11 protein-coding genes are annotated in these 19,159 nt (G+C 62.7%); 10 read left to right on the top strand and 1 reads right to left on the bottom strand.

The genetic code is table 11. The features are described 5' to 3' along the window. Window positions 1–573: 573 nt before the first annotated feature. Window positions 574–1,164 carry an RNA polymerase sigma-70 factor gene (locus ACMQ11_RS01730; protein WP_418990938.1) on the bottom strand — a complete coding sequence of 197 codons (591 nt, stop codon included), beginning with the start codon at window positions 1,162–1,164 and terminating at the stop codon, window positions 574–576. Between the two features lie 121 nt (window positions 1,165–1,285). On the opposite strand from ACMQ11_RS01730, the gene ACMQ11_RS01725 reads away from it, so the two are divergent. From ACMQ11_RS01725 to ACMQ11_RS01680, 10 genes are all read left to right on the top strand, one after another. Then, the gene (locus ACMQ11_RS01725) at window positions 1,286–2,299 is read left to right on the top strand and encodes a FecR domain-containing protein (protein ID WP_418990937.1); all 1,014 of its coding nucleotides are present in this window, start codon (window positions 1,286–1,288) and stop codon (window positions 2,297–2,299) included. Between the two features lie 168 nt (window positions 2,300–2,467). Further along, the gene (locus ACMQ11_RS01720) at window positions 2,468–5,839 is read left to right on the top strand and encodes a SusC/RagA family TonB-linked outer membrane protein (RefSeq protein WP_418990936.1); all 3,372 of its coding nucleotides are present in this window, start codon (window positions 2,468–2,470) and stop codon (window positions 5,837–5,839) included. Between the two features lie 12 nt (window positions 5,840–5,851). Then, window positions 5,852–7,471 carry a SusD/RagB family nutrient-binding outer membrane lipoprotein gene (locus tag ACMQ11_RS01715; protein ID WP_418990935.1) on the top strand — a complete coding sequence of 540 codons (1,620 nt, stop codon included), beginning with the start codon at window positions 5,852–5,854 and terminating at the stop codon, window positions 7,469–7,471. Window positions 7,472–7,493: 22 nt separating this feature from the next. Continuing rightward, window positions 7,494–8,474, top strand: coding sequence for a glycoside hydrolase family 18 (locus ACMQ11_RS01710; RefSeq protein ID WP_418990934.1), 981 nt, complete (start codon window positions 7,494–7,496; stop codon window positions 8,472–8,474). Between the two features lie 18 nt (window positions 8,475–8,492). Next, on the top strand, window positions 8,493–10,343 hold the full coding sequence (locus ACMQ11_RS01705) for a BT_3987 domain-containing protein (protein ID WP_418990933.1): 1,851 nt from the start codon (window positions 8,493–8,495) through the stop codon (window positions 10,341–10,343). 18 nt (window positions 10,344–10,361) lie between these two features. After that, on the top strand, window positions 10,362–11,531 hold the full coding sequence (locus ACMQ11_RS01700) for a DUF1735 and LamG domain-containing protein (RefSeq protein ID WP_418990932.1): 1,170 nt from the start codon (window positions 10,362–10,364) through the stop codon (window positions 11,529–11,531). Window positions 11,532–11,603: 72 nt separating this feature from the next. Beyond that, on the top strand, window positions 11,604–12,347 hold the full coding sequence (locus tag ACMQ11_RS01695) for a DUF1573 domain-containing protein (RefSeq protein WP_418990931.1): 744 nt from the start codon (window positions 11,604–11,606) through the stop codon (window positions 12,345–12,347). Then, window positions 12,344–14,551 carry a GH92 family glycosyl hydrolase gene (locus ACMQ11_RS01690; protein WP_418990930.1) on the top strand — a complete coding sequence of 736 codons (2,208 nt, stop codon included), beginning with the start codon at window positions 12,344–12,346 and terminating at the stop codon, window positions 14,549–14,551. Before ACMQ11_RS01695 ends, ACMQ11_RS01690 begins: the two co-directional genes overlap by 4 nt. 3 nt (window positions 14,552–14,554) lie before the next feature. Continuing rightward, window positions 14,555–16,867: a glycoside hydrolase family 3 N-terminal domain-containing protein gene (locus tag ACMQ11_RS01685; RefSeq protein ID WP_418990929.1), complete on the top strand. Its 2,313-nt coding sequence runs from the start codon at window positions 14,555–14,557 to the stop codon at window positions 16,865–16,867. Further along, a complete protein-coding gene (locus ACMQ11_RS01680; RefSeq protein WP_418990928.1) occupies window positions 16,864–19,110 on the top strand; it encodes a family 20 glycosylhydrolase in 2,247 nt (748 codons plus the stop codon). Before ACMQ11_RS01685 ends, ACMQ11_RS01680 begins: the two co-directional genes overlap by 4 nt. Window positions 19,111–19,159: the final 49 nt, after the last annotated feature.

Raw genomic sequence — 19,159 nt, 5'->3', positions numbered from 1 at the left:
GAACCTCCTGCGCGGTTGTCCGTCCGAAGCGACGGTTTCTTGAGCCGAAGCCGCAAGACCGAGGGTTTCACCATGCACACGATTTACGTTCATCGTGTGCAACCCGCGGCTTGTCGGGGGAGAAGAGGGAGGCGGCCCGAGGCCGGCATCCGGTGTACGACGCGGATCGCTGGATGGGCGATGGCCGCGAAGACCGATCGGTAAGTGGAATAGTTATCCGGGATCGCCAGGTGGTGCCATGCATAGCTGCCATCGTTCATGAAAGAGAGTTTGCGCGCAAGTTCCGACGGCCCGCCCGGCGGGGGACGGAACAAAGATACAACATCGAAGAGGCGATGTCAAGGGTTTAGCCGGATTTTTCGATCCGATTTTCGAAAAATCCGGCTAAACCGATTCAAAATTCACAATTCAAAATTCACAATTCATAATTATTTCCGCAGGTGGCAGGTGGTTGCGGGCTGTCGACGGGTGTCGGAGGAGGCGAGGAGGAGGGCTTGCGACCCCTCGACCGAGCTCGGGAATCCAAGATGACTTTTCACCTTTCACTTTTCACCTTTCACCTTTCACCTTGTTTTACCCCTTTCCGCCGCAGAGGAGCAGCAGGGCTGCCAGCGGCAGGTAGTCCTTGAGTTTTATGCGCAGGATTTTCAGGCTTTGCTGGATGCGGTAGTCGACCGTCTTGACCGAGACGCCTGCCGAGGCGGCGATCTCCTCGTAGGTTTTGCGCTCGAAACGGTTCAGTTCGAATGCCTGGCGGTAGGTCGGCGGCAGCTCGGCGACGGCCGTGCGGATGCGCTGCCGCAACTCCTCGACGAGGTAGAAATCGGGCGATTCGAACTGCCGGTGCATCCGGTCGTGGATGTGGGAGAGCACGCGGCGCTCGATCATCTCGTGGTTGATGTGGGTCAGACAGCGGTTGCGCACCGCGGAGAAAAGGTATTTCGAGAGCGAGTCGGCTACGTGCAGCGTCATGCGGTTCTCCCAGAGCCACAGCATCAGGTCCTGCACGATATTTTCCCCGATTTCCCCCCCCCTCACGAACAGGCGCGAATAGGCGCACAGCGTCGAATAGTAACGCTTGAAAAGCGTCTCGTAGGCGGCCATGTCGCCGTTGACGAGCCGGCCGAGCAGTACGGTATCGGATAGCTGTTTTCGTGAAGGCATGATGCGAAATTACGAAAAAAAAGCAAAAAAGGCCGGGTGCGAAAAAAAATAATAAATAATTGCATTTCGGTTTAGGAGTTTTTCCGCGAGAACAGTCTTATAGGAAACGAACAGAAAAAAGATGGAAGAGAATCGGATCGAGGGGTTGCTCGTGCGCTACTACAACGGGGAGCTCGAACAGGGCCGGATCGCGGAGGTCGAGCGCTGGATGCGCGCTTCGGCGGAGAACCGCCGGCTGGCCGAGCAGGTCTATTATCTCTGCTTCTCGGTCGATGCGCTGCAAGCCAGGGAGCAGATCGACACCGCCGCTGCGTTGGGTAAGGTCCGTTCACGCATCCGCACCGGCCTGTGGCGTCGTGCGCTGCGCCGTTTCGAACGGGCCGCGGCCATTCTGCTGCTCCCCCTGGCCGTCGTTTCGGCCTGGCTCCTCGCCCGCACGGGCGGCGAGCTGAGCACGATGGTCGAGATCCGCTCCACGACGGGCATGGTCAGCGTCGTCACGCTGCCCGACGCCACGCGCGTGTGGCTCAACTCCGACTCCTACCTGCGCTATCCGGCCCGCTTCACGGGCGACGAACGGCGCGTGACCCTCTACGGCGAGGGCTATTTCGACGTGGCAAAGGATGCGCGCCGCAAATTCGTCGTGGCGGCCCATTCGGCCGAGATCGAGGTTTACGGCACGGAGTTCAACGTGGAGGCCTACGACGGCGACCACATCCGCACCACGCTCGTTTCGGGCCGCGTGGGGATGAAATACGACGACGCCAGTCACCGCCGTCAGACCGTCAGGATGCTGCCCGACCAGCAGGCCATCTACAACGCCCGCACGGGCATCCTCTACCTCAACGAGGCCGACGTGACGTGCAACACCTCCTGGAAGGAGGGCAAGATCGTCCTGCACAACACCTCGCTGGAGGATGCGCTGCGCATGATCGGCAACAAGTACAACGTGCAGTTCCTCATCCGCAACGACAACCTGCGCAGCAACAAATTCACCGGGACTTTCTCCAACCAGAGTCTCGACGTGATCCTGCGCTATTTCAATCTCTCTTCGAACATTCGCTTCAAGCAGCTCGACGAGCCGCAGGCCGGTCACGGCGGTCCGGCCGGCCGCGCGGTCTTCGAAGTGCTGTAAACCTACCTGACCGAAATCATCAACCTAAAACCTCATTGCCCATGACATCAGACCGATAAGCGCAAAAAAACATACGGAAGAACCTGCAACGTCCTCCCGTATGCCGACTCGAAACACGCCTGTATCGAAGACCGATCAGGCAGAATTCCAACTCAATCTTACAAATCTATGAAAAATAATTCGACCACCCAAAAATTTGGGCGGAGAAATAGCGTCATGCCCTCCTTTGCCAAGCTCTGCGCGACGCTTCGGAGCCGTTCGCTGGCCTTGTGCCTGATGCTGGCATGCCTGGCGCACCCTGCGTTCGCCCAGCAGCAAAAAATCACGCTCGACCTGAAAAACGTTCCCATCGCAACGGCCATCCAGCAGATCGAGCAGCAGAGCGGCTACACCTTTTTCTATAACAACAAAGACATCAACATCGCGCGCAACGTCGCACTGTCGCTCAAGGACAGCGATCTGAGCACCGCGCTCGGCGAACTGTTCCGCGGCACCGGCATCACGTGGTCGATCGACGAGCGGCACATCATCCTCAAGCGGGCCGAGGCCGCGAAAGAGGAGCCCCGGGTATCGCACCTCCAGGGCAAGATCGTCGACCGCAACGGCCAACCCATCGTCGGCGCCACGATCCTCGTAGCGGGCTCATCGACGCTGGGCACCACCAGCGACGTGGACGGCTCGTTCAGTTTCCCGTGGAGCCGGCAGATCGCCGAAGCCACGCTCAACGTCTCGTTCATCGGTTACGCACCGCAGTCGATCCCGGTCGGGGGCCGCACATCGCTGACCGTCACGCTCGCCGAGGACAACCAGCAGCTCGAAGCGGTCGTCGTCACGGCCCTGGGCATCAAGCGCGCCGAGCGCGCCGTGTCGTACAACGTGCAGAACATCGCCACCGACGAGGTATTCAAGGCCAAGGACATCAGCCTGGTGAACAACCTCTCGGGCCGCATCGCCGGCGTGGAGATCAACTCCAGTTCGGCCGGTCTGGGCGGCGAGACGAAAGTGGTGATGCGCGGTTCGAAATCGATCAACAGCGACAACAACGCGCTCTACGTCCTGGACGGTATTCCGCTGCCGTCGCTCTCGGTCACCTCGCCGTCGGCTTCGTATACGATCATGCGCACGTCGAACCCCTCGGGCGACGGCATCGCGGCGCTCAACCCCGACGACATCGGCAACATGTCGGTGCTGACCGGCCCCTCGTCGGCCGCGCTCTACGGTTCGAAAGCCGCCAACGGCGTGGTGATGCTCTCCACGCGCTCGGCCAAGCAGGGCGTGTCGGTGTCGTACAGCAACAACACGACGTTCCTCTCGCCTTTCGTCATGCCCGATTTCCAGCGCAACTACGGCTCGACGGGCGGCAGCTTCGCCTCGTGGAGCACCGTCAGGATGAAGCAGAAAGCGACGTGGTCGCCCGAGGATTTCTTCCAGACGGGTTACAACACCACCAACTCGGTGGGCCTGTCGATCGGCGGCGAGCACAGTTCGACCTACGTCTCGGCCAGCGTCGTCTCGGCCGAGGGCATCATTCCCAACAACGAGTTCAACCGCTACAATTTCACGGCCAACCACTCGACCTCGTTCCTCAACGAGCGGATGCACCTGAGCGTGCTGGGCATGTACATCAACCTCAACGAGCAGAACATGCTCGCCTCGGGACAGTACTACAACCCGCTGGTGCCGATCTACCTGCTTTCGCCGAGCGAGGATTTGCAGAAATACGCCGTTTACGAGCGCTACAACGCCACGCGCAAGTTCAAGACCCAGTACTGGGACTGGGGCGACATGAGCATGTCGATGCAGAATCCCTACTGGGTCATCAACCGCAACCTGTTCCAAACGCAGAAGAACCGCTTCCTGCTGGGGGCTTCGCTTGCGTACGACATCACCGACTGGCTCTCCGTTTCGGGCCGCGCCCGCATCGACTACACCGACATGCTGGCCGAGCAGAAGAACTACGCCTCGACCAACGGACTCTTCGCCGGCGAGACGGGCCGCTACTACTACAACGAGTACCGGACCATGCAGCGCTACGGCGACGCGATGCTCAACATCAACAAGTCCTTCTGGGACAACACCCTCTCGCTTACGGCGGCACTCGGCGCCTCGATCGAGGACATGAAATACCGCGCGACGCTGGTGGGCGGCGACCTGGGTGCTACGCCCAACCTCTTTACCTTCGCCAATATGGTGGCCGACAAGAACTTTTCGAAGACCACCTACAACGACCAGACGCAGTCGGTGTTCGGCACCGTACAGCTGGGTTACCGCAACATGGTCTTTCTGGACGTGACCGCGCGCAACGACTGGGTGACGGGGCTGGCCAATACCAGGAGCCTCTCGATGTTCTACCCCTCGGTGGGCGTTTCGGCCGTCTTGACCGACATTTTCGGACTCGATTCGAAAGTGCTCTCGTTCGCCAAGGTGCGCGCTTCGTATGCCGAGGTGGGTAATGCGCCGATGCGCTACATCACCATCCCGACCTATACGGTGTCGACCCAGGGCCCGCAGACCTCGACGTTCCTGACGGCCGACAACTACGAGCCCGAGCGCACCAAATCGTGGGAGGTGGGCGCCGACGTCCGCCTGTGGGGCAACAAGATCATCCTCGGGGCCACCTATTACAGCTCGCGCACCTTCAACCAGATTTTCAACCCCCAGATCTCCTCGACCTCGACCAAGACCAGCATGTACGTCAACGGCGGCCGCGTGGACAACCACGGCGTCGAACTCTCGCTGGAGGTGAACCAGAAGCTCGGCCCGGTCGACTGGCAGTCGAACGTCATCTATTCGCGCAACCGCAACAAGATCGTCCGCATGCTCCACGACTACAAGATCGGCGACGACATCATCACCCAGGATTCGATGGTCATGGGCGGCACGTCGGGCGTGAAGATGGTCGTACGCGAGGGCGGCAAGATGGGCGACCTCTACGTCAATACGCTCAAGACCGACGACCACGGCAACATCTGGGTCTCGCCGGCGGGCGACGTGGCGGTCGACGCCAGGAATTTCATCTATGCCGGCAACGTGAACCCCTCCTACACGCTCTCGTGGCGCAACCAGTTCAACTGGAAAGGACTCTCGCTGGGCTTCATGTTCAACGCCCGCGTGGGCGGTGTCGGTGTCTCGCTGACGCAGGCCGCGATGGACTACTACGGCGTCTCGGCCGCCTCGGGCGAAGCGCGCGACAACAACGGCGTGCTGGTCAACGGGCAGCGCGTGGGCAAGATCAGCGCCTACTACACCAAGGTGGGCAACAACGGCGACGGCGCGGTGGGTTCGTGCTACGTTTACTCGATGACCAACGTGCGTTTGGGCGAACTGACCCTCGGGTACGACATTCCCGTGCAGAAGTGGTGCAAGTGGATCAAGGGGCTCAACGTCTCGTTCATCGGCCGCAACCTGTGGATGCTCTACTGCAAGGCGCCGTTCGATCCCGAATCGGTATCGGGCGCCGGAACCTACTCCTCGGGCATCGACTATTTCCAGCAGCCGAGCCTGCGCAACCTGGGCTTCTCGGTAAAAGTAACCTTCTAAAAACTACGAGTCATGAATATCAAGAACACCATAAAATTATCGCTTGCGGCCGCGCTGCTGACGCTGGGTTCCGCCTGCACGGGCGATTTCTACGAGAAGAACACCAACCCCGACGAAGCCACCGACGAGATGCTCGACTGGGATGACCTCCGCACGGGTTCGGCCTTCTCGCAGCTCGCCCAGAACGTCATTCCGACCTCGATCCAAATGTCCGGCGGCGAGGAGTACGGCAGTTCGCGCTACCAGGTCATCCAGGACCTCGCGGGCAACATCTTCGCCGGTTATACGGGTGCTACGAAGGTCCCGTTCGTGGCCAACAACCTCTACGACATCCAGGCCGAGACGTGGCACGACTACATGCACGACGACGCTTTTCAGCGCGCCATGGGTCCGTGGGCGCAGCTCGATGCCCTGCGTGAGGCCGACCCCGTGGCCGTGGCGCTTGCCGACGTGCTGAAGGTGGCCGTCATGCACCGCGTGACCGATACCTACGGCCCGATCGCCTACCTGACCATCGGTCAGAGCGGCATCCAGAAGCAGTACGACCCGCAGCAGGCGGTATACAACAGGTTCTTCGAAGAACTCGACGCGGCCATTGAGCTGCTGACCGATTTCTGCGAGAAGAACCCTTCGGCTACGGTGCTTTCGAAATTCGACCCCATCTACAAGGGCAACGTACGCGCCTGGGTCAAGTTCGCCAATACGCTGCGTCTGCGCCTGGCCATGCGGGTGGTCTATGCCGACGGCAACCTGGCCCGTGAGCAGGCCGACGCCGCTCTGGCCAACTCCATCGGGTTGATGACGACGGCCACCGACATCGCCAAATTCGAGAAACCGGCCACCTTCACCTCGTGGGAGAACCCGATCTATGCCATTCAGTACACCATGAACGACGGGGACAGCCGCATGGGCGCCACCATCGAATCCTACATGAACGGCTACAACGACCCCCGTCTGGCTTCCTATTTCGTGGCCAACAAGAACGGTGACTACCGCGGTGTGCGCAACGGCATCCGGATCACGGATGCGATCGTACAGTCGGACCTCTATTCGCGGATCAAAATTGCCAAGAACGATCCCCTGGTGTGGATGAAGCCTGCCGAGGCGTGGTTCCTGCGGGCCGAGTACGAACTGCGCTGGGGCTCCTCGACCCAGGCCGGAGAGTACTACCGGCAGGGCGTCGCGTGCTCGTTCCAGACAGAGAATGCCGGCAGCGCCGATCTATATCTTGCTGACGAAGAGAGCGTACCGGCCGATTACGTGGACGAGGTGGTGAGCAGCAACTCCGCCGTTGCGCTGGGCAAGATCGCCGTGGCATGGGACGATGCCGCCGGTTTCGAGACCAAGCTCGAACGGATCATTACCCAGAAATACCTGGCCATCTTCCCCGACGGACAAGAGGCGTGGTCCGAATTCCGCCGCACGGGCTATCCGCGCGTCTTCCCCAACCTGGTGAACAACCAGCCGGGACGCGTCCCCACGGCCAAACAGATCCGCCGGCTCGATTATCCCTCGACGCAGTACGCGACCAACGCCGAGGCCGTGCAGGCCGCCATCATGACGCTCAACCGCGAGTCGTCGAACCCCATGGGCGACGTGGGCGGTACGAACCTCTGGTGGGACAAGAAATAACCTTAAAACCGTAATGACGATTATGAAAAAGATAGTAGCAAGCATCGCGCTGGCGGCCCTCTGCGGGGGATTCGTCGCCTGCGATACCGATTACGAACCGCTCGACCTGCAACCGGTCAAAAAGTACAGCGAGCAGTACTACCAGAACCTGCGCGACTACAAGTCCAACATGTTCGAGCGCTCGATCTGCTTCGTGTGGTTCGCCGACTACAACGGCGACAGCTCCTCGCCGGCCTACCGCTTCTCGGCCCTGCCCGACTCGGTGGACATCTGTTCGCTGTGGGGCGGGTATCCCGATCCGGTGCAGAACAAGCTGGCATACAAGGAGATGTGGGAAATGCGCCGCAAGAAGGGCACCCTCTTGGTCGCGCCCACGATCATCCGCATCATGGAGAACGAGAACTACGCCAATTTCGGCCTCACGTACGAGGACATGGTCAACCAGAAGACGACCATCGATCCCAAAGGCGAATATCCCGACTGGTGCGTTCTCTACGGCAACCACCTCTTGCAGGACATGTGGGACAACGGCATCGACGGCCTGGACCTCGACTACGAGCCCGAGTCGCAGGACGAACGGGACTATGGCATCTACGGCAAGCGTATGAGCCTGTTCGTCAAGTACCTCGGGCAGTTCATCGGACCCAAGGGAGAGGACAAGTCGAAACTGCTCATCATCGACGGCCATACGCCGCCCACCGACTGCGAACCCTACATCAACTACATGGTGCGCCAGAACTACGGCAATACATCGTGCTCGAAAGTGACCGGATTCCCGTGGGAAAAGTGCATCTACACCGAGAACATCGGCGACTACTGGACCACGGGCGGCGGCATGGAGTCCCAGGCGGCCTACCAGCCCGCGGAGGGATACAAAGGCGGTTTCGGCGCTTTCATGGTGCAGCGCGACTACCACACCGTCGATTCGGGTTCCAACAATCAGGTCGCCTACGGCCACCTGCGCCGCGGTATCCAGTTGCAGAATCCGGCGATTGTCAAATAATCAAAACGACTTGGTAAAATGAAAAATATCCTGAAATATACCGCCCTTGCCGTGCTGACGCTCTCGATGGCAGGTTGCGAGGAGTTCGTGGACCACACCCAGACTGTCGCCGGCACGCCGAAACTGGTCTATGTGGAGGCCAACGCGGACAATTTCTTCCAGACGCGCATCGTACACCGTCCGGCGGGTTCGACCGGCGGGTTCGAAACCGAATTCGCCGTGAGCTGCAACAGCCCCGTACATGCCGCACTGGAGGTAACGCTCTCCTACGACGCTTCGCTGGTCGAGGGTTACAATGCCGTGCACGCTACCGACTATGAGGTGCTTCCGAAAGAGTACCTCGTGCTGGAGAACACGACGCTCGCGCTTGCCGAGAACGCCGTAGTGACCGAAAAGTTGATGAAAGTGGCCCTCTCGGCCGAAGCCGATCTGACCGCTCTGACCGCCCGCCGCTACCTGGCTCCGCTGCGCATCGCAACGCCCGGACTGGGCGTGAGCGAAGAGCTGGGCACGGTCTGGCTGGCCGTCGAGACCGAGAACAACATCATCCGCCCCATCACCAAGGTGGACGAGATGATCGGATACCCCGCCACGGGGCGTACGCAGTGGCTGGCCGACTGCTCGGGATTCAAAAACCTCTTCGACGACAACACCTCGACCTCGTGTTCGTTCGAGAACCAGCGCGGTAACGTGGTGGTGATCGACATGGGCAAGCCGTATACGGTCACCGGATTCACGGTGTACAGCGCTTCGGGCTCTATCTCCTACGAGTACAGCCTCGACGGCGAGAACTGGCAGCAGGCCGGAACGCCCGTCGCAGGGGAGTACGCCACTTCGGGGCAGCAGAAATACATCGCCCTGGAAGAGAACGTCGAGGCGCAGTACCTGCGTCTGACGGCCGAGTTTACAAGCAGCTATTCAAAATCCATCAGCGAGTTCAATATCTTCACGCAGGACGGCAGCGGTCCGATCATCTATGCCCAGTGCAATTCCGAAAACGTGCTGACGGGTACCGTGTTGCATAACATCTATGCCGGATCGTCCTCATCGCTCAACGCCCTGTTCAACGTTTTGGCAACCGAAGCATCGGAGGGCGGCTGGAACGTAGGCGCCACGATCGACAATTCGCTGGTCGCAGCCTACAACGCAGCCAACCGCACCTCGTATGCCGAAGTGCCCGCTGCGAACGTTGTGCTGACAGGCGTACCCTGCCAGATCGAGGCGGGAGCCAAAAAGTCGGCCGGGCAGATCGGCGTTTCGCTTACGGGCGACCTGACGGGGCTGACCAACGCTGCCGGATACCTCATTCCCGTCAAGCTCTCGGCTCCGTCGGGTGCGACGGCAAGCAAGAGCCGCGGTACGGTTTACATCGTGCTGACGCCCGAATTCAGTACGGATCTGTTGCGCAAGAACTTTGTTGTCAGCGACATGCTGGGCGAGCCCGTAGCCGACCGTTCGGGCTGGCGTATTCTGGAGTGCGGTACGGAGAAATATCCCGACAACGCCAATATCGACGAGGCTTACATGCTGCTGTTCGACGGCGATCCGAACACCTATATCCGTACGTGGGGCGGTCCGATCACCTTTACCGTCGATATGGGACAGGTGTATGACATGACCGGTTTTGTAATCGGCTCCTCGACCTGGGCTGGCAGATTTGCGCCCACCGAGGTCGACATCGAATGCAGCCTGGACGGTGAAACCTACGAGGTAATCGGCACGACCTCCCAGACGGACGGCACGATCCTGGCCTCCCTGCCGAACGCCTACGTCTCGTTCTACGGGCCGAAGCAGGTGCGTTACCTCAAAATTTACGCATCGTACAGAAGCAACATGGGTACCGGCGAGTTCAATATCTATGCGAAATAACCTTAAAGTTTCAGAAAGATGAAAACCACCCAATTCATAGCAACCCTTTTGGCAACCGCAGCACTGGCTGCGGGCTGCCAGAAGTCGCAGGAGTATTACGATGCCATCTATTTTACGGGCACGGAAGCCTCTCCGCTCACCAACGTCTACATCGACGGTCCCTCGTCGATCGCCGTAAGCATCACCTCCACGCGCAAGGCCGAGGCCGATATTTCGGTAGAAATCGAAGTTGACGAGGCAGCGCTTGCTACCTACAACGCCAATAACGGCACAGCCTACGAGCTGCTGCCCGCAGGCAGTTACTCGCTCTCGTCCCAAACTGCGGTCATCGAGGCCGGTTCGTGCGTTTCCGGCCCGCTGAACGTGGTGCTCGAAAGCATGGACGACATCGAATTCGGCACGCTCTACTGCCTGCCGCTGCGGATCAAAAGCTGCTCGGACGGGACGACCATACTTGCCGCTTCGGAGCGCTCGTATATCATCTTCAACCAGCTTATCAAGACCCGCGGCGTCGACCTGCAAGGCAGTTGGAATATCGATATGACCACTACGATGAAAGGCAAGAAAGAGTTGGACAACCTGCCCGCCTGCACGGTCGAGATTCGCATGTATGCCAACGGCTGGAGCAACATGAAACACGGCATTTCGTCGCTGATCGGCGTCGAGGAGAATTTCATGCTCCGCATCGGCGACGTCAGCATCGGCGGTGTCAAGGAGCCCAAGAGCATCCTCAACATCGCCGGCCGCGGTTCGACGCTTTCGGCGCTCGACAATCCGCTGAGCCTGGGCCGCTGGTACCACGTGGCTGCGGTGGACAACGGATCGGCGCTGAAGCTCTACATCGACGGCGTGGAGGTTGCTTCGGTCTCCACGGTCGGACGCGATCCGATCAACCTGGGCTACTACTACAACAGTTCGTTCTGTATCGGACGTTCGGCCGACGACTACCGCCGTTTCAGGGGCTGGGTCAGCGAGGCCCGCGTCTGGAAGCGCGCGCTGGCGCCCATCGAACTGCTCAACAACCAGTGCCAGATCGATCCCGCCACGGCCGAGGGACTGATCGGCTACTGGCGGCTGGACGAGGCCGAGGGCCGCATCTTCAAGGACATTTCCGGCAACGGCTACGACGGTGAGGCCACCACGACCCCCGTCTGGACGGGTGAGATTCACTGCCCCGTGGTAGACTGATGCTTTTCGTTTCATCCGGTTCGGGCGGCCGCTCTTCAGGGGCAGCCGCCCGAACCCCTTTTTAACCGACCCATGCTGTTTTTGCGAAACCTGCTCCTGCTGGCGTTATGCAGCCCGCTTCTCGCCACGGCCCAAAAGCCGCGTCTGCTGCGTTTCGACCGCCCCGTGCAGTCGCTCGACACGGTACGCGAGGTGGACGGCGTAGTGAAGCTGCGCTACGAATTCACCAACATCTCCCCCAAACCCGTCACGCTGCTCGACATCCACACCCAGTGCGGCTGCCTCAGGCCCTCGTGGGAGCGGCGGCCCGTGCCGCCCGGCGGACAGGGCGTCGTCGAGGCCGAATTCGATCCCAAGAACCGGCTGCACGCGTTTTCGATCGGCCTGACGGTCATCTCGACCGACGGCGACTACAAGAAATTCAACACCCTCAAGGCCGAGGGCTATGTCATCAGCCGCATTCCCGAGGAGGAGATTTTCTTTCCCTATGAGCTTTCCGCCCGGTTCCGGGCCGATGTCGAAGCCGTCGGCATGCGGCTGTTCCGCCCCGGCGACGGCCCTCGCACGCGGCAGATCAAACTTTATAACCGCACCGACCGGACGCTCCGCGCCGAGTACGACTCCGGCAGCCCGTCTCTTCGCATGTCGGGTCCGTCAGAGATCGCCCCGCACGCGGAGACGGTCGTCGAGTACGAACTCGATCCGCGGAAGCTCCCGGTGGGAAAATTCACGATCCGCACGGTGCTTCGCGCGGAGGGCGTGCCGACGGTCATCGAGGTGTCGGGCGCGAAAACGGACAAACCCCTTGCACGATGAAAAATCAATCGATACTCTTTTACACCTTGCTTCTGACCGCCTGTGCGGCTCCCCGCGGCGAGGACTTTGCGGCCTATGTCGATCCGCTGATCGGCAGCGGGGACCACGGCCACGTCTTCGTCGGAGCGAACGTTCCGTTCGGGATGGTTCAGCTCGGGCCCACGAGCATTCCGCAGACGTGGGACTGGTGCTCGGGCTACAACTACGCCGACACGACCGTGATCGGCTTCGGCCATACCCACCTGAGCGGCACGGGCATCGGCGACCTGAACGACATTTCGCTCATGCCGGTCCGGGGCGACGTGACGTTGGCCCGCGGCCAGGCGGACGACCCGGCCTCGGGCATGTGGTCCTTTTTCAGCCACGACCGCGAACGGTCGGAACCGGGCTACTACGCCACCCGGCTGGAGCGCTACGGCATCGATGTGGAGCTGACCGCCACCGAGCGCGTGGGGCTGAGCCGCTACACGTTCCCTGCGTCGGATGACGGGGCTGTCGTGCTGGACCTCGAAAACGGCCAGGGGTGGGACGAAGCCGTGGATTGCGGCATCCGCGCGGTGGACAGCCTCAGCGTCGAGGGGTGGCGCCGCTCGACGGGGTGGGCACGCGACCAGCGGGTCTATTTCCACCTGGAGTTCTCGCGTCCATTCTCGGGCTGCTCGTTCTCGGGCGACAGCGTGTCGCTCGAAGGCGGCGCGTGCCGGGGCCGCAAGCTCTATGCACGCTTCGACTTTGCGGATGCTTCGGTGCGGCCGCTGCTGGCGAAAGTCGCCCTTTCGGCCGTCTCGGCGGAGAATGCGCGCCGCAATCTGGAGGCGGAGTGCCCCGGCTGGGATTTCGAAGCCGTGAGGCGTGCGGCGCGCGAGCGGTGGAACCGGGAGCTGGCCAAGATTCGGATCGAAACCGCCGATCCGGCCGTGCGCCGCATCTTCTACACGGCCCTCTACCATACGATGATCGCTCCCTCGGTCTTCTCGGACACGGACGGCAGCTACCGGGGCGCCGACGGCCGCGTGCGGCGCGATACGACTTTCACCTGCTACACGACCTTTTCGCTCTGGGACACCTACCGCGCGGCGCATCCCTTGATGACGCTCATCCACCCCGAGCGGGTGCCCGACATCATCAACACGATGCTGCACATCTCGGACGAGCAGGGCAAACTGCCCGTCTGGCACCTGTGGGGCAACGAGACGGACTGCATGGTCGGCAACCCGGCCATTCCGGTGGTGGCGGACGCGTTGCTCAAAGGCTTCGGCGGCATCGACCGTGCCAAAGCCTACGAGGCAATGAAGCGCACGGCGATGGGCGACGAACGCGGGCTGGACCTCTACAAGCGGTACGGCTATATTCCGTACGAGTTCAACGAGTCGGTGGGGTATTGCCTGGAGTACGCCATTGCCGACTGGGCGCTGGCCCAGGTCGCCCGGCAAGAGGGACACTGCGAGGATTACGCCTATTTCCTCGCCCGCAGCCGGGCCTACCGCCGCTATTTCGACCCCGCAACGGGCTTCATCCGCGGCCGTTCGGCCTCGGGGGCCTGGCGCACGCCTTTCGATCCGTTCCACTCGCGCCACATGGATCAGGACTATACCGAGGGCAACGCCTGGCAGTATACGTGGCTCGTGCCCCACGACGTCGAGGGGCTTGCGGCGTGCTTCGGGGGCCGCGAACGAATGCTGGAAAAGCTCGACTCGCTCTTTGTCGTCGAGGGAGAGCTGGGCGCCGAGGCCTCGCCCGATATTTCGGGCCTCGTCGGCCAGTACGCCCACGGCAACGAACCCAGCCACCACATCGCGTATCTCTACACGCTGCTGGGCCGGCCGTGGAAGACGGCCGACCGCGTGCGGCAGATTCTCTCGACGCTCTACCACGACCGCCCCGCCGGGCTGTGCGGCAACGAGGACGTGGGGCAGATGTCGGCCTGGTATGTCCTTTCGGCGCTGGGCATGTACCAGGTGGAGCCGGCCGGCGGCCGCTACGTCTTCGGCTCGCCCGCGGTGGATGGGGCCGTCGTGCAGGTTCCGGGCGGAGAATTCCGCATCGAGGTGCGCGACAACAGCCCGATTAACAAATATATTCAGTATATTGCGCTCGACGGCGAGCCGCTGCGCAGCTATTGGATCGACCATACGGAGATGACGGCCGGCCGCACGCTGCTTTTGCAGATGGGGCCTGAGCCGCGGGACTGGACAAAACGGTAAACGATGAAACAGCTACTTATACTACTGGCCGCGGGAGTGCTTGCGGCCTGCGGCGGGGACGACAAGTGGCGCGACGCCTCGCTGGCGCCCCGGCAACGTGCCGCGCTGCTCGTGCGGGAGATGACGCTCGACGAGAAACTCGGGCAACTCCGCTCACCCTACGGCTGGGAGATGTATAGCCGCACGGGAGACACGGTACAACTGACCGAGGCGTTCCGCAAAGCCGTCTGCGAGGAACATATCGGGATGCTGTGGGGCACTTTCCGGGCCGATCCGTGGACGCAAAAGGACCTCCGCACGGGCCTCACGCCCCTGACGGGGGCCCGGCTGGCCAACCGCATGCAGCGCTATGTCGTGGAGCATTCGCGGCTGGGCATTCCGCTCTTTCTGGCCGAGGAGGCGCCGCACGGCCATATGGCCATCGGCGCCACGGTTTTCCCGACGGCGCTGGGGCAGGCCGCAACCTGGGATCCCCGGCTCATCGAGCGCATGGGCGCCGCAATCGCTTCGGAAATCCGCGCGCAGGGAGGGCATATCGCCTACGGTCCGGTGCTCGACGTGGTGCGCGACCCCCGATGGTCGCGCACCGAGGAGTGCTACGGCGAGGACCCCTTTCTGACGGCCGCCATGGGCCGCGCTTTCGTCACGGGGCTGGGGTCGCAGGACCTGAGCGGCCCCGGCCACGCCCTTTCGACGCTCAAGCATTTCATCGCCTACGGCGCCTCGGAGGGCGGCCAGAACGGCGGCTCGAATAGCCTGGGCCGGCGCGAACTGCGCGAGACCTACCTGCCGCCTTTCCGGGCTGCGCTGGAGGCCGGGGCCCGTTCGGTGATGACGGCCTACAACTCGGTGGACGGCGTGCCCTGCACGGCCAACCGACGCCTGTTGACCGACCTGCTGCGCGGGGAGTGGGGTTTCGAGGGCTTCGTGATCTCCGATCTGGTGAGCATCGAGGGGCTGTATGAAACGCACGGCGTGGCCGCCGACAAGTCCGAAGCGGCGGCCAAGGCCCTCCGTGCCGGCGTCGATGTCGACCTGAGGGGCGATGCGTTCGCCACGCTCCGCAGCGCGGTCGAGGAGGGGCTGATCCCCGAGCGGGAGATCGACCGCGCGGTTTGCCGCGTGCTGGCGCTCAAGTTCGAGATGGGGCTGTTCGAAAATCCCTATGTCGACGAGACCCTCGCCGCCGGGGTTGGGAGCGAGGAGCACACGCAGTTGGCGCTGGATGCGGCCCGCGAGTCGATCACGCTGCTCGAAAACCGCGGGGTGTTGCCGCTCGACCCCGCGTCGCTCGGCCGCGTGGCCGTCGTTGGGCCCAATGCAGATAATATTTACAACCAGCTGGGCGACTACACCGCCCGGCAGACAGCGGCCAATACCGTCCGCGATGGGCTCGAAAGGGCGCTGGGCCGGGAGCGCGTGGAGTATGTCCGCGGCTGCGGCATACGCGACGAGGAGCGGTCGGGGATTGCGGCCGCCGTGGCCGCCGCCCGCCGCTCCGATGCGGTCGTGGCCGTGGTCGGCGGGTCGAGCGCCCGCGATTTCGGAACCGAGTTCCTCGCTACCGGAGCCGCCCGGGCCGACAGCCGTCCGGTGAACGACATGGAGTGCGGCGAGGGCAATGACCGGGCGACGCTCTCGCTCCTGGGTGCGCAGGAGGAGCTGCTCCGGGCCCTGAAAGCCACCGGGAAGCCCCTCGTGGTGGTCTATGTCGCCGGGCGGCCGCTCGACATGACGTGGGCCACCGCGCACGCCGATGCCCTCGTGGCGGCCTGGTATCCCGGGCAGCGGGGCGGCGACGCCGTGGCCGACGTGCTGCTCGGCCGTGTGAATCCCGCCGGCCGCCTGCCCCTCACCGTGCCCCGGAGCGTGGGCCAGCTGCCCGTACACTACAACCGCCGCCGTCCCGCCAACCACGACTACACCGACCAGACCGCCGCGCCGCTCTATCCGTTCGGCTACGGGCTGAGCTACTCGTCGTTCGAGTATACCGGTCTGGAGGTGCTCCCGTGCGAGGACGGTTTTCGCATCAGCTGCTCGGTGCGCAACACCTCCCGCCGAGCGGGCGACGAGGTGGTTCAACTCTACGTCTCGGACCCGGTGGCTTCGACGGTAAGGCCCCTGAGGCAGCTCTGCGCTTTCGAGCGCGTTACGATTCCGGCCGGGGAGACGCGCACCGTCGTGTTCGTGGTCGGTCGGGAGCAGTTGGCGCTGGTCGGCGTGGACGGACAGTGGTGCGTCGAACCGGGAACTTACGAATTCCAGATCGGCTCCTCGTCCGCTGAAATCAAACTGAAAAAGAGTATTGAATTATGAAATTCCTGCGACAAATTTTGCTGCTGTCGGGCCTGCTGACGGCGGCGTGCGGCGCTTCGGACCGCGACGGTGCGGTCGCGCTGATCCCGGCGCCCCGTCAGTTGGTTTACGGGGAGGGTTCGTTGGACCTCGGAGGCGGGGTAGAGATCGTGGCGGCGGATTCGCTGCTGCGGCCCGCTGCGGAGTACCTGACCGAGGCGCTGGTTCGCTCGGGCGTCGCCGTCGCCCCTGCGGCCGACCGTCCGATTCCGATCTGCCTCGAATTGGCGCCCGAACTGGCGCCCCAGGCTTATGAACTTTCGGTGCGGCCCGCGGGCGCGGTGCTGCGCGGCGGCTCCTACGAGGGGGTGATCGCCGCTACGGCGACGCTTCGCCAGCTCCTCTGGAACAACACGGAGCGTCTCCCCTCGGTCGAGATCGCCGACGAGCCCCGCTTCGCCTGGCGCGGGGTGATGCTCGATGTTTCCCGCCATTTCTTCACCGAAGAAGAGGTGATGGACCTGATGGACTGCATGGCGCTCTACAAGTTCAACCGCCTGCACCTCCACCTCACGGACGACCAGGGGTGGCGGCTGGAGAGCGAGCGCTATCCTCTGCTGACCGAAAAGGGGGCCTGGCGGCTGCCTAATAACCAGGACAGCGTCTGCCTGGAGCGCGCCGCGAGGAACCGGGACGACAAGTTCCGGCTTCCCGAAGACCGGATGCGCGGCGAATTGTACGGGGGATTCTACACCCGCGACGCCATGCGGCAGCTGATCGCCTATGCGGCGCAGCGGGGCATCGAGATCATCCCCGAGATCGACTTGCCGGGCCACTCGCTCGCGGCGATGAAGGCCTATCCGCACCTGGCGTGCGACGGCTGCGGGGGAGGTTGGGGCGTGAATTTCTCGACGCCGCTCTGTCTGGGCGATGACCGCACGCTGGCGTTCTGCCGCCATGTGCTCGAGGAGGTCTGCGACCTTTTCCCCTCGCAGTATATCCACATCGGCGGCGACGAGGTCGAGCGCACGGCCTGGGAGCAGTGCCCCAAATGCCGGACGCGCGTCCGTACGGAGGGGCTCGACGGTATCGCCGCCCTGCAACCTTGGTTCTCGCGCGAGATGGAGCGCTTCTGCCGCGAAAAAGGCAAGACCGTGATCGGCTGGGACGAGGTGACCGACGACGGCCTGACGCCCCGGAGCGTTATCATGTGGTGGCGCAGCTGGGCCCCCGGCACGCTCAACGACGCCTTGCAGCAGGGCCACGAGGTGATCCTCACCCCCTCGGAGTACCTCTATCTCTCCGAGGAGCAGGACCGCAATTCGCTCCGCAAAGTCTACGACTGGGAGCCTGCCTCGGGGACGCCTCCGGCCTGCCAGTCGCTCATCCGGGGCATTCAGGGGAACCTCTGGGCCGAACACGCCCCCTCGAAAGCCGTGCTGGGCGAAAGGCTCTTTCCCCGGCTGCTGGCCGTGGCCGAGACGGCGTGGGTCGATCCCGGAGCCAAGGATTTCGGACGTTTCAGCCGCGCGCTGCCCGAGCACCTCGTGCGGCTGGGGCTGAGCGGATGGAACTACCGCATGCAGGATGTCGAGGGGGTCTGCGACCGCAATGTCTTCGAGGAGCGCACGGAGGTTGCGCTCACGGTGCCCCGCGATGCTGCGCTCCACTACACGCTCGACGGTTCGGTTCCCGACACGACCTCGCTCCGTTACGACGCTCCGTTCCCGATCGACAGCGACTGCGTGCTGACCATGCGCTGCTACAACGCCCTGGGCATTCCGGGCCCGATCGCACGGGCTGCGTTCCGCCAAACAGGCTACCTCGATGCGGTTGCGGAGGGGGCCAGCCAGTCGGAGGGGCTACTGGTGCGCTGGTACGATTTCGCCGGCGAACGCTGCGCCGACATCGACAAGGCGCCGCTCAAGGCCAATTTCATCTGTGGCGACGTGCGCATCCCGGAAGATGTGGTAGGGAATATCGGTCTGATCTACGACGGCTTCATCGAGGTGCCCGCGGATGGGACCTACTCGTTCTATACCTATTCGGACGACGGCAGCGTCCTCTCGGTGGACGGGACGGTCGTGGTGGACAACGACGGGCTGCACTCGCGCGAGGAGCGCAGCGGGCAGGCGCTGCTGCGCCGGGGGCTGCACAAGTTCTCGCTGCGCTATTTCGACTCGAACGGCGGAATACTCCAGGCCGGCACGATAGGCCCCGACGGGGAGCGCACACCGTTCGCGGAGGGTGTGTTTAAACACTGATGAGGATGGAGCGGCCCCGCGGGGCCGCTCCTTTTTCGTTCGAATTGCG

This window comes from Alistipes sp. (genome assembly GCF_048465575.1).
GTDB lineage: Bacteria > Bacteroidota > Bacteroidia > Bacteroidales > Rikenellaceae > Alistipes.
Note: the sequence above shows the minus strand (reverse complement) of the source record. Positions and strands in the feature narration are given on the sequence as shown.

What these genes read in the sequence shown, in the direction of transcription:
- ACMQ11_RS01730 (WP_418990938.1), bottom strand. Translation starts at nt 1,164, where the DNA reads ATGCCTTCACGAAAACAGCTATCCGATACCGTACTGCTCGGCCGGCTC.
- ACMQ11_RS01695 (WP_418990931.1), top strand. Translation starts at nt 11,604, where the DNA reads ATGCTGTTTTTGCGAAACCTGCTCCTGCTGGCGTTATGCAGCCCGCTT.
- ACMQ11_RS01680 (WP_418990928.1), top strand. Translation starts at nt 16,864, where the DNA reads ATGAAATTCCTGCGACAAATTTTGCTGCTGTCGGGCCTGCTGACGGCG.
- ACMQ11_RS01710 (WP_418990934.1), top strand. Translation starts at nt 7,494, where the DNA reads ATGAAAAAGATAGTAGCAAGCATCGCGCTGGCGGCCCTCTGCGGGGGA.
- ACMQ11_RS01715 (WP_418990935.1), top strand. Translation starts at nt 5,852, where the DNA reads ATGAATATCAAGAACACCATAAAATTATCGCTTGCGGCCGCGCTGCTG.
- ACMQ11_RS01690 (WP_418990930.1), top strand. Translation starts at nt 12,344, where the DNA reads ATGAAAAATCAATCGATACTCTTTTACACCTTGCTTCTGACCGCCTGT.
- ACMQ11_RS01720 (WP_418990936.1), top strand. Translation starts at nt 2,468, where the DNA reads ATGAAAAATAATTCGACCACCCAAAAATTTGGGCGGAGAAATAGCGTC.
- ACMQ11_RS01725 (WP_418990937.1), top strand. Translation starts at nt 1,286, where the DNA reads ATGGAAGAGAATCGGATCGAGGGGTTGCTCGTGCGCTACTACAACGGG.
- ACMQ11_RS01705 (WP_418990933.1), top strand. Translation starts at nt 8,493, where the DNA reads ATGAAAAATATCCTGAAATATACCGCCCTTGCCGTGCTGACGCTCTCG.
- ACMQ11_RS01685 (WP_418990929.1), top strand. Translation starts at nt 14,555, where the DNA reads ATGAAACAGCTACTTATACTACTGGCCGCGGGAGTGCTTGCGGCCTGC.
- ACMQ11_RS01700 (WP_418990932.1), top strand. Translation starts at nt 10,362, where the DNA reads ATGAAAACCACCCAATTCATAGCAACCCTTTTGGCAACCGCAGCACTG.